The sequence below is a fragment of the Acinetobacter sp. GXMZU3951 genome (genome assembly GCF_054457875.1).
This window is the reverse complement of record NZ_JBTLFO010000004.1, coordinates 169442-188212: the sequence shown is the minus strand read 5'-3', so window position 1 is coordinate 188212 and position 18771 is coordinate 169442. Positions and strand designations below refer to the sequence as shown.

The window sequence follows — 18771 nt, the reverse complement described above, 5'->3', positions numbered from 1 at the left end:
GATGAAACTACAGATTGATCTGCTACGGCACGGAGAAAGTGAACTGAGCCATACTCTGAGGGGTTCACTAGATGATGCCTTAACACCATTAGGCTGGCAGCAAATGCAGCGTAGTATCGATCAATCTGGTGATCCGCATTGGGACATGATTTTTTCTTCGCCGTTACAACGCTGTCGTCTCTTTGCTGAGCAGCTAGCACATCAGCAACAGATACCGCTTAAACTGGACCCTAATTTACAAGAAATGCATTTTGGCGATTGGGAGGGACAGTCAATAGTAATGCTTTATCAGCAGTTCCCAGAGTTGTTGTCCGATTTCTGGCAACAGCCGATGCAAACGACATTGCCGAATGCAGAGAGCATGCAACAGTTCCAACAACGAGTCAGCCGAGCACTCACCAATATTCAACAGCAGATGCAGATGCAGCAACAGCACCGTGCTTTGCTGGTGACCCATGGCGGAGTCATTAAGTTGCTGAAATGCATTGCCTTGGCTCAACCACTAAATGATCTTTTGAAAATGACCGCAGAACTGGGACAGTTAAACGCCTTTTTTTGGGATACTGAACAACAACGCTTGGTCTTAGGGGAGTAGCGATGACGCCATTCTTGATTTCGTTACAATTTCTAACTACATTCCCGATTCAATTAAAACAGATGCCAACAGCGAAACAGAATGCCTATTCAATTCTGTTTTATCCTGCGGTGGGGCTGATCATTGGTGTGGTTTTGTATCTTGCAGCGCTGGTACTTTCAGGGTTGCCGATAGCTTTAGCATCCAGTCTGATTTTGGTTATTTGGATTTGGCTAACAGGTGGATTGCACCTTGATGGTTTGGCCGATACCGCTGATGCTTGGGTCGGAGGATTTGGAGACAAAGAACGCACCCTTAAAATTATGAAAGACCCCAGTTGTGGTCCGATAGGGGTGTTGAGTTTATTAATGGTCTGTGGGTTGAAATGGTCAGCACTGTATGTGCTACTTCAGACCCAGAGCAGTTTGGCATTACTGATTTTTCCATTTTTGGCACGTATTGCTCCTTTGGTTCTATTTTTAACCACGCCTTATTTGCGCGCGCAAGGTTTAGGTCGCAGTATTGCACTGCATTTACCTAAACGCCGTGCTTGGTGGGTGGTGGGCATTTCACTTAGCATGATGCTGTATTTTGGCTGGCTTGGGTTAATGGTGACTTTGGCCTTTATATGCACGCTGATGTATCTTCGTATTAAATTCCTGCAACGCATTGGCGGCATTACAGGAGATACGATTGGGGCAAGTATTGAAATTTCCGAGACCATTGGTGTATTAGTCTGGGTCATTGCATTACATTATTTGACATTCACCCCGCTATTTTAACAAGACCTTAATGATTTTTGATCGCTGGAATAACCTTGTCTTTATGCCAAATAGTGAATAACGGCATGAATCAAACTTGGCCCGACAATCACCATAAAAACGCCTGCCAGCACCATGGTCAAAGACGCAATCACACCTTCCTCATGATGGCGCATAAATGCCTTACTGGTACCGAAACCATGGGCGGCATTGCCTAAAGATGCGCCTTGGGCAAATACAGAATTTAGCCTAAGCAACAATAGAACCAAATCACCGAATAGCACACCGACAATGCCTGTAATCATGGTAAATAAAATCACCAGTTCGACCGAACCACCAATATGAGAGGTGAGTTCCATGGCAAATGGTGTTGAAATTGAGCGTGACATGAGGCTATAAGTCGTTTGGCTGTCAAAATGGAACAGTTGTGCTAAATAGAAGGCACTCATCACGCCAGCACACATTCCGATGACAATCCCAAGACTGATAGAAAACAGATGTTCCCGAATCAACTGACGGTATTCATAAATAGGAATCGCAAAAGCAATGGTTGCGGGTCCAAGCATCCAGACAATCCAGTGATTATCGGTCATATAGGTGTCATAGGAGATATGGAAACCCAATAGCACTACAATCAGCACAAAAGGCACCAGTATGGCTGGAGAAAGCAGCATATACGGAAAGCGACGATAGATTTTTTTCGCGACGATATAACCCGCAATGGTTGCAACAAAGCAAAACAGCGCCGTTAGGTTCATATGTGGATTTCCTTTTTGCTATGGCGGCTCAATTGTCTCTGTTGTAATTTACGTTCTAGTTTAAAACCAAAATATACACTGTACGCCGTCATAACCATCACGCAGATGGTACCAAATACCACAGCAAGGATGAGTTGCCAACCTTGAGTCAGGAACAGGTGTTTGTACTTTACTAAGCCGACGACGCAGGGAATAAACATCAGCACCAGCTCGGTCAGAATAAAATCTGCACCCGCTTTAATCCAAATCAGTTTGATGATTCCCGTCATTAAAGCGAATAAAAGCAGAATCAGCCCGATTACACCCGCGGAAAGCGGCAGTTGAAAGAACACCTGAATAAAATGACTGAGCCACCAAAGTCCAATTAACACGCCTAGCTGAGCAATGACTTTAAGGGCGTATTTAAATTTTATATCACTGGGAGAAGTCATAATCTGCGTAATAAACCAAACAACTTGGTGCTATTGTAGAATTGACCCAAAAAGTTAATTATGAATAATAAAAAAATTATTATGCAAATTTGGAATGTTTGTGTGGATATTAAAAGCCTGCAAATCTTTGTTACCCTTGTAGAAACACAAAGTTTTACGGTTGCAGCAGAGCAGCTTAATTTAACCCAACCGACCATTAGTAAGTCGATGCGCGGCTTGGAAGAGCAGCTGGGGGTTGCATTACTCCATAAAGGAGAAGCAGGGCGTAAGCGAGGTGTGGCGCTTACCTATGTCGGGCAGCAAGTTTATGAACATGCCTTGGTTATTTTAAACGAGCAGCAGCGTATTCTGGATACAGTGACTCAAGTCAGAGGCTTGAAGAAAGGCAAGCTGACTATTGGATTACCTCCTTTGGCAGCCATGATGTTAAGTACCGTGATTGCCAAGTTTCATAATCAATATCCGCATATAGAGCTGAACTTTTTAGAAGTCGGGGCGACAGGCATCGAAGAAGCGATTTATCGTAAAGAAGTTGATGCCGGCGTAATTATGGGCGATTTAAAGCCTTTATTGAGCGGTTTTGAAATTATCAACTCACCGATTTGTCTATTGGCGAAAAAGAATGCCCATTGGCGTAGAAAACACGAAGTTCGCTTAATTGAGCTGAAGGAAGAATCCTTCTTACTGTATGCCAACACCTTTACCCTAAATAATGTGATACTTCAGGCCGCACAATCTGTAGGTTTTGAGCCTAAAGTGGTTTGTCGTAGTAGTCAGTGGGACTTTATTGCCAAACTGGTCGAGTCTAATGTGGGAATTGCCTTATTGCCACAAGCCTACTGTGAACGCCTTAATCAAGATGAATTTCATATAGCCTTGCTTACCGAGCCGAAAATTAACTGGAATCTAAAAATGGCATGGAATAGTACGGTCAGCATGACACCTGCAACCCGCGCGTGGCTGAATATTATTGAAGATCATCTAGAGAGCATCCACTTTTAGGGGGGGGAGTGTTATTGGATAAATAGACAGCAGCATTGAATATGTTAATATGAAGACAAACCCTTCTATACGGATGGAGTACGTAACCTATGTCGTATCCAGTCATGAAAATAAGTCGCTATGAAGATGAGATGATCCCTAAATTGGCTGCTCATGCATTTCGACGTGCTTTCCAGCAAGCATGCGCCGTGTCAAATGTGGTGTATGTGAAAAACCATCAGATGATTCAACATCATGTAGATGGTCATGAGGAAGTATTGAAGGACTTATCTTCAGCCTATGTGAATATTGGCCAATTACCGAAAACCTTAAAGCGCAAAAAACACGCGGCAACGGTCTAATTCATGCCAAAACCTAGAATCCGAATGTTTGCTGGTCCAAATGGTTCTGGGAAAAGTACAGTAAAAGACTACTTATTGCCGCATCATATTGGGGCCTATTTAAATGCAGATGAGTTAGAGTCGGAGTTAAAAGCCACGTCTCAGCTGGATTTAAATCGCTATCATCCGGCTTTATTAGCCATCAATTTATTAGAATTTTTACAACAAAAACAACGACCAACAGCAATAGGTTTAGTGCCATTATTAACAGCACCTCCGCAGCTGATCACAGCACAACGTATGCAGTTTGAGACAAGCGAAATCGATTCCTATTTGTGTGCGCGGATTATTGATTACATTCGGCTTGAATTCTTAGGTTTAAAAATCAGTTTCACCTTTGAAACAGTGATGTCGCATATTTCCAAAGTGGAGTTTCTACAAGCGGCCAAACAACAAGGTTATCGGACATATCTTTATTATGTGTCAACGGTCGACCCAGAGATTAACATTGCCCGTGTGCAATACAGAGTCAGTCAAGGCGGGCATGGCGTACCCGAACAGAAAATCCGAGAGCGCTACGTGAGAAGTATGCAATTATTAATGCAGGCCGTAGATGCTAGCGATCGAACCTATTTCTTTGATAATTCATCCAATGGTGAAACAGCCGTCTTTATTGCTGAAATTGAAAATGCCGAAGTTTTAAAAATTAATCCCGCTTTAGATGAACTGCCTAAGTGGTTTGTAGAAAGGGTGCTGACTGAATTTGAAAGATGAGTGCGAGAATATTGTACAAATATGCACTTGAATAATTTGCAAATAAACATATTATAAAAACATATAATGTTTTAATTGGATCACACGAAATGCATGACTATTTAACAGCTTTCATCGGTGGAACACTGTTGGGTGTTTCTGCTGTGGGTTATTTGTGGGTCAATGGTCGTATTGCTGGTATAAGTGGTTTAATTTCCCAAGTTTTAAGTCCTAAAACACTGTTCAGTACGCCTGCAATTTGGTTTTTATTAGGATTAATCATTGTCCCATTTGTTTATGGTGCTTTTACACAGCCGAATATTCAAATAGAAAGTTCACCAATGATCATGATTCTGGCGGGTTTGCTGGTCGGCTTTGGTACACGCTTAGGCTCGGGATGTACAAGTGGACATGGGATCTGCGGGATTAGCCGCCTCTCTAAACGCTCCATCTTTGCCACCTTAACCTTTATGTTTGCCGGTGCAGTCACCGTATTTGTAATGCGTCATATTGTGGGAGCCTAAAAATGAAAAATGTATTTGCCTTTATTTTTGGTGGCTTATTCTCGGTTGGTCTGATGTTCTCCGGCATGGCCAATCCAGAAAAGGTATTAAATTTCCTTGACGTATTTGGAACATGGGATGCAAGTTTAGCCTTTGTAATGATCGGTGCGATTGCGATTGCATTTATCCCATTTCAGATTCTATCTAAACAGAAAGCTCCAAAAACCGTATTTAAAGAACCGATTTTGTTGCCGACCAATACCAAATTAGATCCTAAATTATTAACGGGAAGTGCTATTTTTGGCATAGGTTGGGGACTCGCGGGTATTTGTCCTGCGCCAAGCTTGACTTTAATCGGTTTAGGACATTATCAGGCCTTCTATTTTATTGTTGCGATGGCTGTAGGGGTTATTTTATATAACAAAACACTTGGAGAAAAATTATGATAAATCAGCCTGTTGTAAAGGCATTCTTTGAGAAAGAAACCAATACATTTAGTTATGTCGTTAGTGATCCTTCCAGCCAGCAATGCGCAATTATTGATAGTGTGTTGAACTATGATGCGGCATCCGCGACGACAAATACTCAATCGGCAGATGAAATCATTGCTTATATCCAGAAAAATAGCCTAAGCGTAGCATGGATTTTAGAAACCCATGTGCATGCCGATCATTTGACTGCTTCACAATATTTAAAAGAGAAAGTCGGTGGGGTAGTGGCCATGAGCGAAAAAATTTCGGTTGTGCAGGACACATTTAGTACGATTTATCATATTGATCTTAAATATGATAACGCTACGCGCTCTTTTGATTATTTATTTAAAGATGGTGAGCATTTTAGTATTGGTGAGCTAGATGCCTACAATATTCCGACACCTGGACATACGCCAGCATGTTTAAGCTACATGATTGGTGATGCTGTTTTTGTCGGTGACACATTATTTATGCCTGATTATGGTACAGCGCGTTGTGATTTCCCAAAAGGCAGTGCTGAAATGCTGTTTGATTCCGTGCAAAAACTCTATGCACTAGACGATCATACCCGCGTGTTTTTATGTCACGATTATCTACCCGAAGGTCGTGATCATTACGTTTACGAGTCTAGCATTGCTGAGCAGAAACAAAAAAACATTCATATTCATAGCGGCACAGCAAAGGCTGAGTTTGTGCAGATGCGCCATCAACGTGATGCGACCTTGGCCATGCCTAAACTGATTTTGCCTTCGATTCAAATTAATATGAATGCAGGAAAATTTCCAGAACCTGAGGCAAATGGTGCTCGCTATCTGAAAATCCCATTTAATTACTTTAAATCGAAATAACCTTAATTTATTGGTTTTGCAAATCCCTCTAATTCTCTAAAATTACTGGGATTTTTTATTATATTAAAATAGCCTAAGCAAATTTATTGATTCTTAAACAAGAAAAATACACTATATATAAAAATTTCGGAAAAGGGCATTATGATTCTTAATTATCAAATAGAGCAATCAGTTGAACAAAGCGATTTAGAGCCAATAGTGTTAATTCATGGCTTATTTGGTAGCTTAAGTAATCTTGGAATGCTTGCACGCGGTTTAAATACAAAACATACAATTATTCAGGTTGATGTGCGAAACCACGGATTATCAGCACATAGCGACATTATGAATTATGATGTTATGGCACAAGATGTATTAGAAACTTTAAATCATCTGACTATTGATCGTTTTTCTGTCATTGGTCATTCAATGGGTGGAAAAATTTGTATGAAGCTTGCAGCTATAGCCTCAGAACGCATACATAAATTGGTTGTACTGGATATTTCTCCATTTGCATACCGTGAGAGCCATCACGAACAGATTTTTAAAGCATTATTTGCTGTTCAGGAAGCTTCACCACCATCTAGATCGCAAGCAACAGTGATTATGAAGCAATTTATTGCTGAGGATGCTGTGATTCAGTTTTTATTGAAATCATTCAATCAGGGTCAATGGCGCTTTAATTTGAATGCTATTTTTCAAAACTATGCGGAAGTCTTGGCATGGAAAGATATTGAGCCTTATCCAAAGCCTGCGTTGTTTTTGCGTGGTGGTCAATCTACATATATTCAACAGCCAGAACATTTTGAGGCTATTCAACAGCAATTTACAAATGCTGTAGTTAAAGAAATCATAAATGCTGGGCATTGGTTACACGCAGAGAAAACTTCTGAAGTTATGTTAGAGCTCTCTAATTATCTAAATTCATAAAATGCATTACGGCGGCCTTGTTTATTCAAGGTCGCCGTTCACTTAACTAAAGTTGTTACTAATGAAAAATATATAAATCAATTAGATATAGTTTTTTATCCATGGTTTTAGTTAATTACTTTTTAACTAATTTTGTAACTCTTATGAAGAGTTAACTAAAATTGTAACTCTTGTAAACGTTTTATTATCAATATCTTATCAATCGAAAATCTTTATTTCTAAGCAGTGTTATGACAGCACCATTTAATGAGGTTACTAGGTGCATACCATTCATTTCTTTTAGACCAGGACAAATACTCTTGTATTTATCAACTTCTCTTCTACCTATACTGTAATAAACAGCACCATTTGGGTATTTTTTTCGTCCGAATTTCAAGATATTAGCAACGTGTCTTGGTTTGATACCTCGTTGTGAAGATCTTTTCACAGCATGCTTACTGAACCCTAAGCTTAATTGTTCAAAGTTCATAGAGATAGTCATTGTATCCGTCCTTAAATCAAACTGTGTACAATGAAATATATGCGAAACGCCAATTTTAAGAATGGTTTTACAAGCTTACGACAAGCCATTTTAATAAAGTATGCGAGTTATTATTTAAGTTGAAATTTAAAAATATTCAGAGTTTTTGTTTCAACTTTACTTGGTAAGGCAATAAAAGGTTAAGAAAAGCTTTCTAATTAAGTTAATCTAATATTAGAAGTTAAGTAATAGCTGAAAAAAGAATAGTTCATAGTTAGAGAGCAGAACTGTATGCAAAAGAATATCTTATTTTTAGTTACGGGAATGACACCTCAGATCATTACTGAAACTTTATATGCCTTGGCAGTTGATCCAGAGCTTACTGATAAATGGGTGCCCACTGAAATCCATGTGCTGACGACTGCAAAAGGTAAAATTCAGATTAGATCACGGTTGTTTAATGATGGAATTTTTGAAAAGTTTCTTCAGGATTTTCATTTACCCAATATCAAATTTGATGATTCCACACTTCATGTCATTAGTCGTGATGGTGAAGAAATAGAAGACCTTAAAAATTTGGATGATAATGAACTAGCAGCGAATGAAACGTGCCGTTTAATTAAGCTTTTTACAGATGAGGAAAATTCTAGCGTACATGTGTCGATTGCTGGTGGACGCAAGACGATGGGGTTCTATGCAGGATATGCACTATCGTTATACGGCAGAGCGCAGGATAGTATGTCTCATATTTTAGTATCAGAAGAGTTTGAGTTTGCAACGAACTTTTACTATCCAACACCCTATGAGCATTATGTTGGCAAATACAATTCACAAGAACATTTGAATGCTCAACATGCGAAAGTCTTTTTAGCAAATATTCCTTTTGTTCGTTTGAGAAACACTTTACCTGATACACATCCATTGAAAATGGAAAACTATACGTTTTCAGATGTCATTGAACAACTTAATCAGGTCAATCAGCCGATATGTTTGGAAATTAATATAACTCAACGTTATATCAAAATTAATGATTCATCCAGGGTTGAATTACCACCTCGAGAAATGGCAATGCTTATGTGGTTCGCAGACAATAAAATGCAGGGGAAAGCAGGTATTAAAGCACCTACTGGTTCTCATAAAGGCGAAATGAGTCCTGCCGAACAGGTTTATATTCAAGAACTAACTGAAGAATATTTGCTTCATTATGATGAGTTAAAAGATAGTGATAGTACGATAGAAGTGACGAAGGACTTTTTTGATAGTACGAAGTCTAAGCTTAAAAAACAGTTAGCGAAACAATTAGGCAATGAGCTAACGGCTCGAATTATGCCAAAACAGAATGCGAGAAGTGCTCCTTTTTATTTGCCGATTGAGAAGGAACAAATCGCGATTATTAATCACTTTAAAGATAGGGTGATCTAATAGTGATTTAGTGGCAATCGTAAGCTTACGGTGATTTATGAATACTTATGGATCGAATAATCGTATTTTAGGCATTTAGATAGTTGCAGACTGTATTTGGGGCATAAGCTTCCAGAATGAAAAGTTTTAATAGGATTTTCTCTAACATTTACCCATAAATTAGAAATTTACAGGGTACAGAGATGAACCATTTAGCAATGAATACGGTACATAATGATTTAGTTCTTCATGCAATTCAGAACAAAACTTTGACTGCCTCTAACTTAGATTTCCAAACCTTACGTAATTTTGCGGGTATTGATAGTGATAAGCGTGATGAGCTGGATCGAGGTCGCTTAACGATCCATCGTCAAGATTTATTGAATCAATATCTATATTCGTATGGCTTAATGGTTCAACGTCAATGGGACTATGTAGTTCCGAACATTATCGATATGTTAAGTGGTAATAATGGTGAACCGATTCATTTTTATGACTATGGTTGTGGTCAGGGTTTGGCAACTTTACTCTTATTAGAGAATACATTAGGTTTTCAAGAACAAGTAAAGAAACTGACATTGATAGAACCTTCACAGATCGCATTAACCCGTGCAGAGGGTTTAATAACGTGTAAATTGCCAAATATATCAATTCGATCAGTTGAGAAAAAATTGGATGATGTTATATCAGATGATTTAGAGATCGATCCTGAAAAAATGAATGTGCATATTTTTTCTAATATCTTGGATATTGAGGGTTTTGATCAATTTGAATTGTTTAATAAAATTTTAGAGCAAGGTGGCAAGCATTATATTATTGCAGTGAGTAACGATCGTAACTGTTATGGGGGAACTGCACGGCTAGAGTCATTATATAACGCCCTATTAAGTATCAAACTACAAGAGGGTGAAAATTTATCTATTACTTATGAACAATTTAAGCAATTCACTGATGCCAAGAATATGAATCACGTTTACTTTTGTCTGAAAATTGAGATTCACTAAAATGAATGATTTATTTGATGCAATAATTGAAAACCAGATGAAGACGCTTTCATTCGCGTTACCTGAAGTTGATGGGTGTTCAAGTCAATGGGATGAGTCACGTCAAGGTTTTATTATTCAGATTCCGAATGGTGCGTTATTCTACGCACCTCAGTTTTTCCCTCAAAAAATTGGTGATCGTTCAGTAGAGTATTTTTTGGAAAATGACACTTATGATCTGAAGCAAGTAGATTGGAGTGCAATTCAAGTGGAAGACTTTAAAAAAATCCAATTCAAAAATATTTTTTGGAAACAGGATTATATCCATTTATATGGGAAAAAAATTCCATTACCTAGATTAACCAGTTGGTATGGGGATGAGGGTAAGGCTTATAAATATTCAGGTATTTTGTCACAGCCGAATCCATGGAATAAAGGCTTACTGTATATCAAAGAGCAAATTGAAAGGGTCGCAGGTACACAATTCAATAGTGTGCTAATGAATTGGTATAGAACTGGTGAAGACTATTTAAATTGGCATACAGACGATGAGCCAGAGCTTGGTAAAAATCCGACGATTGCCTCTGTGAATTTTGGAGAAACTCGAGATTTTCAAGTACGTCATAAAGATGATCACCAGCTTAAATTTACGGTACCATTACAACACGGTAGCTTGTTGATTATGTCTGGTGAAATGCAGCATTTTTGGGAACATGCTGTACCTAAACGGAAAAAAGTGTTGAGTTCTAGATTCAATCTTACTTTTAGGCTGATCTATGATTAATCAATTTGGTTTCTCAGTTTGAGAAACTGTTATATATCGAAATTAGACTAAAAGATATATGTAAATGTTTGATTTTTCTGTGATAAAAATCATATAATTCAGAATAAATGATAAATAAATTTGTGCGAAGCTAATTTTAAATAAGTGAGAGGGGGAAATTAAAATGGTAATGCAACAATTTGCTGTAGCAACAGCACGACCTTTACCAGTCATTATATTGGCTGATGTAAGTGGGAGCATGACACAGGATAATAATATTGGCGCACTCAATGCTGCCTTAAAAGATTTCCTCAGTACGTTATCTCAAGAAAGTCGTTTAAATGCTGAAATTCAGGTTTCTATCATTACTTTTGGTGGTTCAAAAGCTGAGGTGAATGTGCCTTTAACACCTGCATGGCAAATTAATCAAACAAATGATTTGGTTGCTTCAGGTGGAACACCAATGGGTGGTGCTTTTGAGTTGGCCTTAGAGATGATTGAAAATAAAGAAATTATTCCTAGTCGTGCTTACAAGCCAACGATTATTCTGATTTCTGATGGTATTCCCACAGACAATTGGGAATCTTCTTTTAATAAGTTGAAAAATTCTGACAGAGCACAAAAGGCATCGCGTATGGCAATGGCCATAGGTGCAGGTGCTGATAAAAACATGTTAAAGGCATTTGTGAATGATTTAGAAGCGACGGAAGTATTTGAAGCACATAATGCAAAAGAGATACACCGTTTCTTTAGAGTTGTCAGTATGAGTGTTAGTAGTCGATCTCAGAGCAATACACCTAATCAACTTCCTACAGTAGACTTTTCGAAATTACCAGATGATGAATTGGATCTGAGTGATTTTTAATTGTGTATTTATCCCTATGTTCCATTTCAGTGATTGGTCCACGCAATCTGCGTGAAAAAAAAATGAATCAAGATGCTGTCATGCACCGGTTTTGGAAGAACAACTGGTGCATTGCAGTGTGTGATGGTATGGGCTCTAAGCCTCTATCTCATATTGGTTCATCCTTAGCCTGTCAGTCAGTCTATGAAGTTTTGAAGCATTGTGATTTTTCTTTAGCTGAGAAAGAAGTGGCGAAGAAAATATACATGTACTGGCTAAAACTGCTGAAAGACAAAAATATTTTACCTACTGATGCAGCCACAACTTGTTTATTTGCTTGGGGAAATCGTCAGGGAAATGTGCGCCTGTTTCAGTTGGGAGACGGTGCTATTTATTATCAATCAGACAGTTTTGGTCATGTAGGTGTGAAGTCTGATGATTTATTTAGTAATCAGACCAATGCCTTAGGGTATTCCAAAAAATGGGATGATTGGTCTTATAAAGAAATTAATTTAACCGACCCAAACCACGGCATCATATTAATGACTGATGGTATTAGTGAAGATTTATTGAATGAACAACTCTTTACGTCCATGTTGATTCAAAAAGCGACATTGCACAGTGTAAGGCGATTAAAAAAATATATACAGCATGAGCTCATTCACTGGCCAACACCTCAACACAGTGATGATAAAAGTATTGGAATAGTTTTTTGGAAAAAATAATGGATGCAAAACAAATAATAGTCAAAGATCTTCATGGAGCGACCTATACGCTCATAGAAAAGATTGGTGAAGGCGGGCAAGGTACTGTTTTAAAAACTGATCATGCGAACTTGGTTGTAAAAATCACAAATAAGCTTTCCGAAGGTCAATTAAAAGAAGTACGTAAGCAATTTCAAAATGTGATGCGTTTACCACTACGTGATTTAAAAATTGCATTACCTTTGAGTTTATTGCAATTAAAAAATCGTACGGGCTACGTGATGGAACTCATGGATGGCCTAGAGCCTCTTTCCTCACAAATAGAGCGTATGTACACCCTAGAAGGGCAACTTGATATTATCAAGTATAGAGACACAGGTAGTTTTTCTCGTCGGTTACTCATTTTAAAAGAACTTGCCGAAACTTTGGCGAAGCTACATGGTAAAGGTTTGGCTTTTGGAGATTTATCTCCTCAGAATATTTTTGTATCTACTTCAATTGAACATCATCAAGTTTGGTTAATCGATGCCGATAATATTCATTATGCGGAACAATCCAATCAACATCATTTCTATACCAAAGGTTATGCTGCACCTGAGCTGATTCGCAATGAAACAGGTACAAATATACAAACAGATGCCTGGTCTTTTGCAGTCATTGCACTTCAATTATTAACACATACGCATCCGTTCAATCATGGAATTGCTGTTGAGGATGAAGATCCTGATATTGCCGAAGAAAAAGCCGCTCGAGGGGAGTTTCCTTGGGTATTTGATGTTGAGGATGACTCAAATGAAATAGCCGTAGCAGGTTTTCCTGTGTTTGAAATGTTAAATAAACGATTATTTAATCTATTTCAACGTTGTTTTGGATCGAGCCGTTTAATAGAAAACATATATGACCGCCCGACCATGGCGGAATGGCATTATGAGTTAAACAGAACATTGTCCTTGGTTTTGCTTTGTCAGGAAAAAGATTGCCGTAGTAGTTTTATAGTTAATCAGCGATTAAATTGCCCATTTTGTAATACTCTCCAAGATAAAACCGAATATATACGCTTAAGATATTGGGGCTATGACCAAGATCCATTGATGGCTGAACAGCCTTGGTTTGCAAGTTCTGAGCAATTGTTTTTAAGTTTAGGGCAAGAGAAGGCTATTTATCATGCATCGCATAGTTCTTTTGATAATGAACAGAGTCAGCCTTGGTTTAAGATTGCCTTAACTAATGATGGATTAAAGATTACACCTGAAGAAGGTGAGCATGCCATCCTCCAAAATGTAGATGGCTCAAAATCATATACTTTACATAAACCTCAGATTTTAAAAAACCACCAAAAAGGTGATAAAGACCTTTTGATTACACATGCTTCTTTGCAAATGAATAGTGAAAAAACGCATTCATTCTTTTGGCGTTTCTCTTGGTAGTGCTATGAAATTACATGAGTTTAAACTTGCTCAGCTACAAATAGTGCAAGCTGAGTGTTTGGAAAAATTAGACATTTCTGAAAATCATCCAGTTCACTTATTTTTAGAAGATGAACAGTGTTATTTAGAATTTGAAAACCATATTTACCCGATACAATTGAACTCAACTGGTTCTATTACAGCATCATCAGCAAAAGAGTTAATCAAACAAAATGGTTTGTGGTTTTTTACTCATAAACAAAATACAACGATAGCTTTATCGGGCTTTGTACCAGAAGCCCGTACCGCTTTAGATCTAGATATTGCAGTGGATGAAGCAATTACACAACTACTGGCGGATGATGGGAAAATTGAGCAGAATGATATTCAACTTGCAATTGATTGGCTAACAGAAGAGTTTTTAGTTGAACTCGATCAATCAACATCTGTAGCATTCTCAATTTTTTATACCAATCAGAGTGAACATCACATTTTACTGGTCGGTCAAAATCATCAATTAGACATTAGAGCAATTCAGGGCTATTGGCAAGTTGAAAAAATTAGTAAAAAACGTCCTAGAGGGAATTATCGCTTAGTTGCACTACAGGGTGGAATACAGTTTAAAGACCATTCAAGTGCAAAAAGAATGGGGCATTTTCCCCATGAAATTGCTTTAAAAGAACATACCGCTCAACATGGTGACTACATTGATGTTTGGAAACAGTATAGTGATGCCCAATGGGAAGATGCAGTACGTCGCGCAAATCAACTGAATTATTTGAAGTATTGTGGCTATGAACCGGCTCATAAAACTAGTTATTGGTATGTTCATGTTGAAGATCGAGAAAAATTATTAGATTTTGAAAAAAAATGGGATCGTTTAGATCGAAAAAAAGATGAACAGGTGCAATTAAGTTTGACGATTGCCGACTGGTTGGATAATCAGTTGGATGTTAAAGAAACAGGCTTAGATGTTGAAAAAAAATCTTGGCGGGCTGAAATTATTCAGATTGAGCCACAGAACAAACGTATTTTGCTGAAATTTGCAGAAAAGAGAGATCGACGTCCACCATTAAACCAGAATACAAAGCAAGGTTTTCTATTTTTATCTATATTTGCCATTAATATTCAACGTAAGCGACAGCAGGAAGCACTTAATCTAATTACCAGTCGCCGAAATCCAATGCCAAGCTTACATGGTCTTTTACAGGGTATTGAAGTTGCAACACCTGAGCGAACGTTGCGAAAAGAAAAATGGAAGAGCACTAAAACCAAAGCGCTGTTTAAAGGTGGTCGACCAACGATTAAGCAACAAGAAGCGATAGAACTTGGTTTAAATAGTTCAGATTTAACCATTATTATTGGTCCACCTGGAACGGGTAAAACGCAAGTAATTACTGCATTACAGCAACGTATTGCTGAGTTATCTCATGAGAAGATTCAACGTAGCATCTTACTCACGAGCTATCAGCACGATGCAGTGGATAACGTTGTAGACCGCAGTAATGTCATGGGCATTGCGGGTTTACGAGTAGGTGGAAAAATTAGAAATGAAGATGATGAGCTTCATGGTGTTGATACCATTGAAAAATGGGCAATTCCCGTCCAGAAAGATCTGAAAGCATTAATTGAAAGCAATGATTTTCTAAATTTATATCGACAGTTAGAGGATCATGTTCTCAAATTAAGATTTGGGCATGCAGAGCAGAAACAAAAAAGCATTGTAGAAATTCAATGTATTTTTGATCAATTGTCTGAAAAATATAATATTTATTTAGCTCATGATTTAAAACAATGGTGGGAGGACTTCACAGAACCTAAACAGTCTTTGCCTGTTGCTCGTAAACTCATGGAACTCTATCCACTTCTATATTCATTGCGCACAAAAAAATCAAGTTTTGTTGATGATGGTGTACAACGATGCCGTTTAGTACTGGCTTCATTACAGCTTTTAAAACAGCAAGACAATACACAAATGATTTTATTGGACGATGAGCAAAAAGTTCTAGAGCACTTTATTCATTTGAATATCAATGTCAATCAAGATATAGATTTTTCAGCATTAATTGAATTAAAAAACAAACTGCTTGATCGATGTTTACCTGATTTTAGACCGGCAAATATACAGCGCTTGTTAGATGAAGAGACTTGTCAAAAATTAGATGAGCTACTTAAGGATATTCATGATAAAGCGAAAAAGTCAAAAACCTTAGCCCATTTAATCAGTTTGGATAAGTACCGTTATCATTTAATGACTTCTACCGGTGATATTCGAGAAGCTATTTCACATTATACAGCGGTACTTGCAGCAACGTGTCAGCAATCAGCGGGTAATGCGATGCAAGATCTAAAATCTTTCGATAATAAGATTGTTTTTGAAAATGTCATTGTCGATGAAGCTGCACGAGCAACACCGCTAGATCTGATGATTCCAATGGCAATGGCAAAACGTCGATTAATCTTGGTGGGCGATCATCGTCAATTACCTCATATGTTGGATGACAAAATTGAAAAAGAATTGTCACAGCAAGAGGATTGGAAAACAGTACAGCGTGAAATGTTAGAGCAGAGTTTGTTCCAACGACTCGTTGAAAATATGCAACGTTTAGAAGAGGAAAAGCAGCAACCTCAGCGTGTGGTGATGTTAGATACCCAATTCCGTATGCATCCTATACTGGGTGATTTTATTAGTAAAAACTTTTATGAAAATCATAAATTACCGCCAATTAAATCAGGTCGACCAGAAACAGATTTTATTCATGCGATCAGTGGCTATGAAGACTTAGTCTGTGGATTTAAGTCAATTTCCAACGAAAAGCAGCAACGCTTTGGCACCAGTTGGCATCGACCAAGTGAAGCACAATGGATTGCGCAAGAAGCAAAAAGAATTTTGGATGAAAAGCCTGAGTTAAGTGTCGGTATAATTAGCTTTTATAGTGGTCAGATTCAATCTATTTTCAAAGCAATGGAACATCCTCAAATTGGATTAACCACAGGAAATAAAATCACTGAAAATTACCGAATGATTTCCACTGGTCCCAATATTGGGGACGAACGACTCCGCATAGGCACTGTAGATGCTTTCCAAGGTAAAGAATTTGATGTGGTTTTTGTTTCATTGGTACGTACTTTGCCGAATGAATTGAATGTCGAAACATTAACTGAGCTTGAGAAGGACGAAGTATTGACACGTGCTTATGGTTTTTTACGCGTGGATAACCGCTTAAACGTTGCACTCAGTCGACAACGTTCTTTATTGATTGTGACTGGAGATAAAGCATTGCTCGAACATCCTGCAACTCAAGAAGCTGTACCTGCTTTACCTGCATTTTTAAAACTATGTGGAGGTCAGCATGGCAAAATTTTCTAACCAATTTTTATCATATTATGACGCTTTGCCTAAAGATGATGCGAAACAAAATATGGTTTTTTTGCCAATCTGGATTTGGCGAATTTGGGCACCAGTGGCGGGGAAAACAACCAATATTAATGTGTTTCAAAAGACCCTTTTAGATCTCTTATATATTGGGCGGCAGGATCGTCAAGAGCTGGCAAATTGGATTGGTGTCGATATAGAACTGGTTCATCTTATTATTGATACAGAATTAGAACCGCATGGTCTGATTCAGATTGATGATAAAACTAAGAAGATTACGCTCACCGCAAAAGGAATACAGGCTTTAGAGGACGAAATTGATCGTAATGATGACCTAAAGACTTACTATTTGGTACAGGATGCCATCACAGGGAAGTTGTGGGATCGACTTATTCCCAATGATCTGGCGTTGATAGATGTAGAGGAGCATCATTCAAATATTAAGATTCAAGGAAGTCGCGATTCAGGGAAATTGATCAGTGTCTTTGTTGTAGAGCCACATAAATTTTATGAACCTCAGGCTCCATCACATTATAAAATCACGCAAACCATCAAAAAACACAATATGGCGATGCGCGGAACTTTAGTGCGTGATCAGGATGAAAAGGCTCAATATGTCGATAGTCAAAATTTAAAAAACTACCAATTTTATTCTCAAAAACCAGAAGCTTGCTTTATTTTATCGCACTTAGAAGAAAGTCTGGATTCATCGCATATCTGTCAGTTACAAGATCCTTGTCATGTTTCAAAATATGATGATTGGATACAAAACTTACATTTTGATTTAGCCATGCAGCATCAGGGCTTTGCTACGAAAATCAAAACATATTTAAAACAGGATATCAGTAGCGATGAAACGATCGATGAATTCGAGGCTCGTTTATTAGAAGAAATTGCGTTTGAACTGTCTGTAGATTTCCCATTTTCTGATCGTATTGAAAACCTTTCACAACATTTAAACAGGTTACTCACGCGAAAGAAAAACTTGGAAGAAAAGGGGAATTATTACGATATTGATGATTTATTGAATCAATGTCAAAAGGCATTAGAGTCATGCTTTAAACATATGTTATGTCAATGGAAACATAAGCATGCAAATACGACCCCGAAGCAGTTAAATCGTGAGCAAATGAAAACGGTTTTAATGTTACAAGTGGGTGAGTATTTTTCTGAAAATCTTATGGAAAAAATGAAAACTGTGAATTCATCACATGTTTTTAGTGCAAATGGATATTCTGCGGGCAGATTTCCTCGTGTCGGCGTGTCGTTAAAACCGCTTATTATTTCAAATTTATTGTGTGTGTCGGAATATCAACAGCATCCACTCATTCGTAGAAAACAACATCAGCAAGATCTACAACAGCTCATAGAAATATGCGAGCGGCGTAACCAAGGCAGCCATGATTCTGGCGAAGAAATCGATATATCAACAGCATTAAACCTCTCTGAATTTACTTTGGAGTGGATTTCATTTTATACAGCAATTGAGGCGTAATATTTAA

General features: G+C 38.0%; 20 protein-coding genes. 17 read left to right on the top strand and 3 right to left on the bottom strand.

Features of this window, described 5'->3' with window-relative positions:
• Nucleotide 1: 1 nt before the first annotated feature.
• A complete protein-coding gene (locus tag ACX17N_RS08645) occupies nt 2-595 on the top strand; it encodes a histidine phosphatase family protein (protein WP_458892245.1) in 594 nt (197 codons plus the stop codon).
• 2 nt (nt 596-597) lie between these two features.
• Nucleotides 598-1356 carry an adenosylcobinamide-GDP ribazoletransferase gene (locus ACX17N_RS08640; RefSeq protein WP_458892158.1) on the top strand — a complete coding sequence of 253 codons (759 nt, stop codon included), beginning with the start codon at nt 598-600 and terminating at the stop codon, nt 1354-1356.
• A 41-nt stretch (nt 1357-1397) separates the two neighbouring features.
• Here ACX17N_RS08640 and ACX17N_RS08635 read toward each other — a convergent pair whose 3' ends face one another.
• Together ACX17N_RS08635 and ACX17N_RS08630 are read right to left on the bottom strand one after the other, a co-directional pair.
• Nucleotides 1398-2093, bottom strand: a complete 696-nt coding sequence (locus ACX17N_RS08635; RefSeq protein ID WP_458892157.1) for an LrgB family protein — start codon at nt 2091-2093, stop codon at nt 1398-1400.
• On the bottom strand, nt 2090-2524 hold the full coding sequence (locus ACX17N_RS08630; RefSeq protein WP_458892156.1) for a CidA/LrgA family protein: 435 nt from the start codon (nt 2522-2524) through the stop codon (nt 2090-2092). Before ACX17N_RS08630 ends, ACX17N_RS08635 begins: the two co-directional genes overlap by 4 nt.
• 102 nt (nt 2525-2626) lie before the next feature.
• Between ACX17N_RS08630 and ACX17N_RS08625 the strand changes: the two genes are divergently transcribed.
• From ACX17N_RS08625 to ACX17N_RS08595, 7 genes are all read left to right on the top strand, one after another.
• Nucleotides 2627-3526 (top strand): LysR substrate-binding domain-containing protein, encoded by a 900-nt coding sequence (locus ACX17N_RS08625; protein ID WP_458892243.1) that lies wholly within the window; start codon nt 2627-2629, stop codon nt 3524-3526.
• Between the two features lie 89 nt (nt 3527-3615).
• Complete coding sequence (locus ACX17N_RS08620; RefSeq protein ID WP_458892155.1) at nt 3616-3867, top strand: hypothetical protein; 252 nt, start codon at nt 3616-3618, stop codon at nt 3865-3867.
• Between the two features lie 3 nt (nt 3868-3870).
• Nucleotides 3871-4620, top strand: a complete 750-nt coding sequence (locus ACX17N_RS08615) for a zeta toxin family protein (RefSeq protein WP_458892154.1) — start codon at nt 3871-3873, stop codon at nt 4618-4620.
• An 89-nt stretch (nt 4621-4709) separates the two neighbouring features.
• Nucleotides 4710-5123 (top strand): YeeE/YedE family protein, encoded by a 414-nt coding sequence (locus ACX17N_RS08610; RefSeq protein ID WP_458892153.1) that lies wholly within the window; start codon nt 4710-4712, stop codon nt 5121-5123.
• A gap of 2 nt (nt 5124-5125) precedes the next feature.
• Nucleotides 5126-5548 (top strand): DUF6691 family protein, encoded by a 423-nt coding sequence (locus ACX17N_RS08605; RefSeq protein WP_458892152.1) that lies wholly within the window; start codon nt 5126-5128, stop codon nt 5546-5548.
• Nucleotides 5548-6423, top strand: a complete 876-nt coding sequence (locus ACX17N_RS08600) for an MBL fold metallo-hydrolase (protein WP_458892242.1) — start codon at nt 5548-5550, stop codon at nt 6421-6423. The genes ACX17N_RS08605 and ACX17N_RS08600 overlap by 1 nt, the downstream gene beginning before the upstream one ends.
• A gap of 141 nt (nt 6424-6564) precedes the next feature.
• Nucleotides 6565-7332 carry an alpha/beta fold hydrolase gene (locus ACX17N_RS08595; protein ID WP_458892151.1) on the top strand — a complete coding sequence of 256 codons (768 nt, stop codon included), beginning with the start codon at nt 6565-6567 and terminating at the stop codon, nt 7330-7332.
• Nucleotides 7333-7519: 187 nt separating this feature from the next.
• Here the strand turns inward: ACX17N_RS08595 and ACX17N_RS08590 are convergent, their stop codons facing one another.
• A complete protein-coding gene (locus ACX17N_RS08590) occupies nt 7520-7801 on the bottom strand; it encodes a DUF4258 domain-containing protein (RefSeq protein WP_458892150.1) in 282 nt (93 codons plus the stop codon).
• A 282-nt stretch (nt 7802-8083) separates the two neighbouring features.
• Between ACX17N_RS08590 and csm6 the strand changes: the two genes are divergently transcribed.
• The 8 genes from csm6 to ACX17N_RS08550 all read left to right on the top strand — a co-directional run bounded on the left by csm6 (nt 8084) and on the right by ACX17N_RS08550 (nt 18764).
• Nucleotides 8084-9214 (top strand): CRISPR-associated ring nuclease Csm6, encoded by a 1131-nt coding sequence (gene csm6, locus ACX17N_RS08585; protein WP_458892149.1) that lies wholly within the window; start codon nt 8084-8086, stop codon nt 9212-9214.
• Nucleotides 9215-9396: 182 nt separating this feature from the next.
• Nucleotides 9397-10197, top strand: a complete 801-nt coding sequence (locus ACX17N_RS08580) for a hypothetical protein (RefSeq protein WP_458892148.1) — start codon at nt 9397-9399, stop codon at nt 10195-10197.
• A 1-nt stretch (nt 10198) separates the two neighbouring features.
• Nucleotides 10199-10960: an alpha-ketoglutarate-dependent dioxygenase AlkB family protein gene (locus ACX17N_RS08575; RefSeq protein WP_458892147.1), complete on the top strand. Its 762-nt coding sequence runs from the start codon at nt 10199-10201 to the stop codon at nt 10958-10960.
• Between the two features lie 163 nt (nt 10961-11123).
• The gene (locus tag ACX17N_RS08570; RefSeq protein ID WP_458892146.1) at nt 11124-11804 is read left to right on the top strand and encodes a vWA domain-containing protein; all 681 of its coding nucleotides are present in this window, start codon (nt 11124-11126) and stop codon (nt 11802-11804) included.
• A 2-nt stretch (nt 11805-11806) separates the two neighbouring features.
• Nucleotides 11807-12508: a PP2C family serine/threonine-protein phosphatase gene (locus tag ACX17N_RS08565; RefSeq protein ID WP_458892145.1), complete on the top strand. Its 702-nt coding sequence runs from the start codon at nt 11807-11809 to the stop codon at nt 12506-12508.
• Complete coding sequence (locus ACX17N_RS08560) at nt 12508-13914, top strand: protein kinase domain-containing protein (RefSeq protein WP_458892144.1); 1407 nt, start codon at nt 12508-12510, stop codon at nt 13912-13914. Before ACX17N_RS08565 ends, ACX17N_RS08560 begins: the two co-directional genes overlap by 1 nt.
• A gap of 4 nt (nt 13915-13918) precedes the next feature.
• Entirely contained in the window at nt 13919-17263 is a 3345-nt protein-coding gene (locus ACX17N_RS08555) for a DEAD/DEAH box helicase (RefSeq protein WP_458892143.1), read from the top strand.
• Nucleotides 17247-18764, top strand: coding sequence for a hypothetical protein (locus ACX17N_RS08550; RefSeq protein WP_458892142.1), 1518 nt, complete (start codon nt 17247-17249; stop codon nt 18762-18764). The genes ACX17N_RS08555 and ACX17N_RS08550 overlap by 17 nt, the downstream gene beginning before the upstream one ends.
• Nucleotides 18765-18771 lie beyond the last annotated feature (7 nt).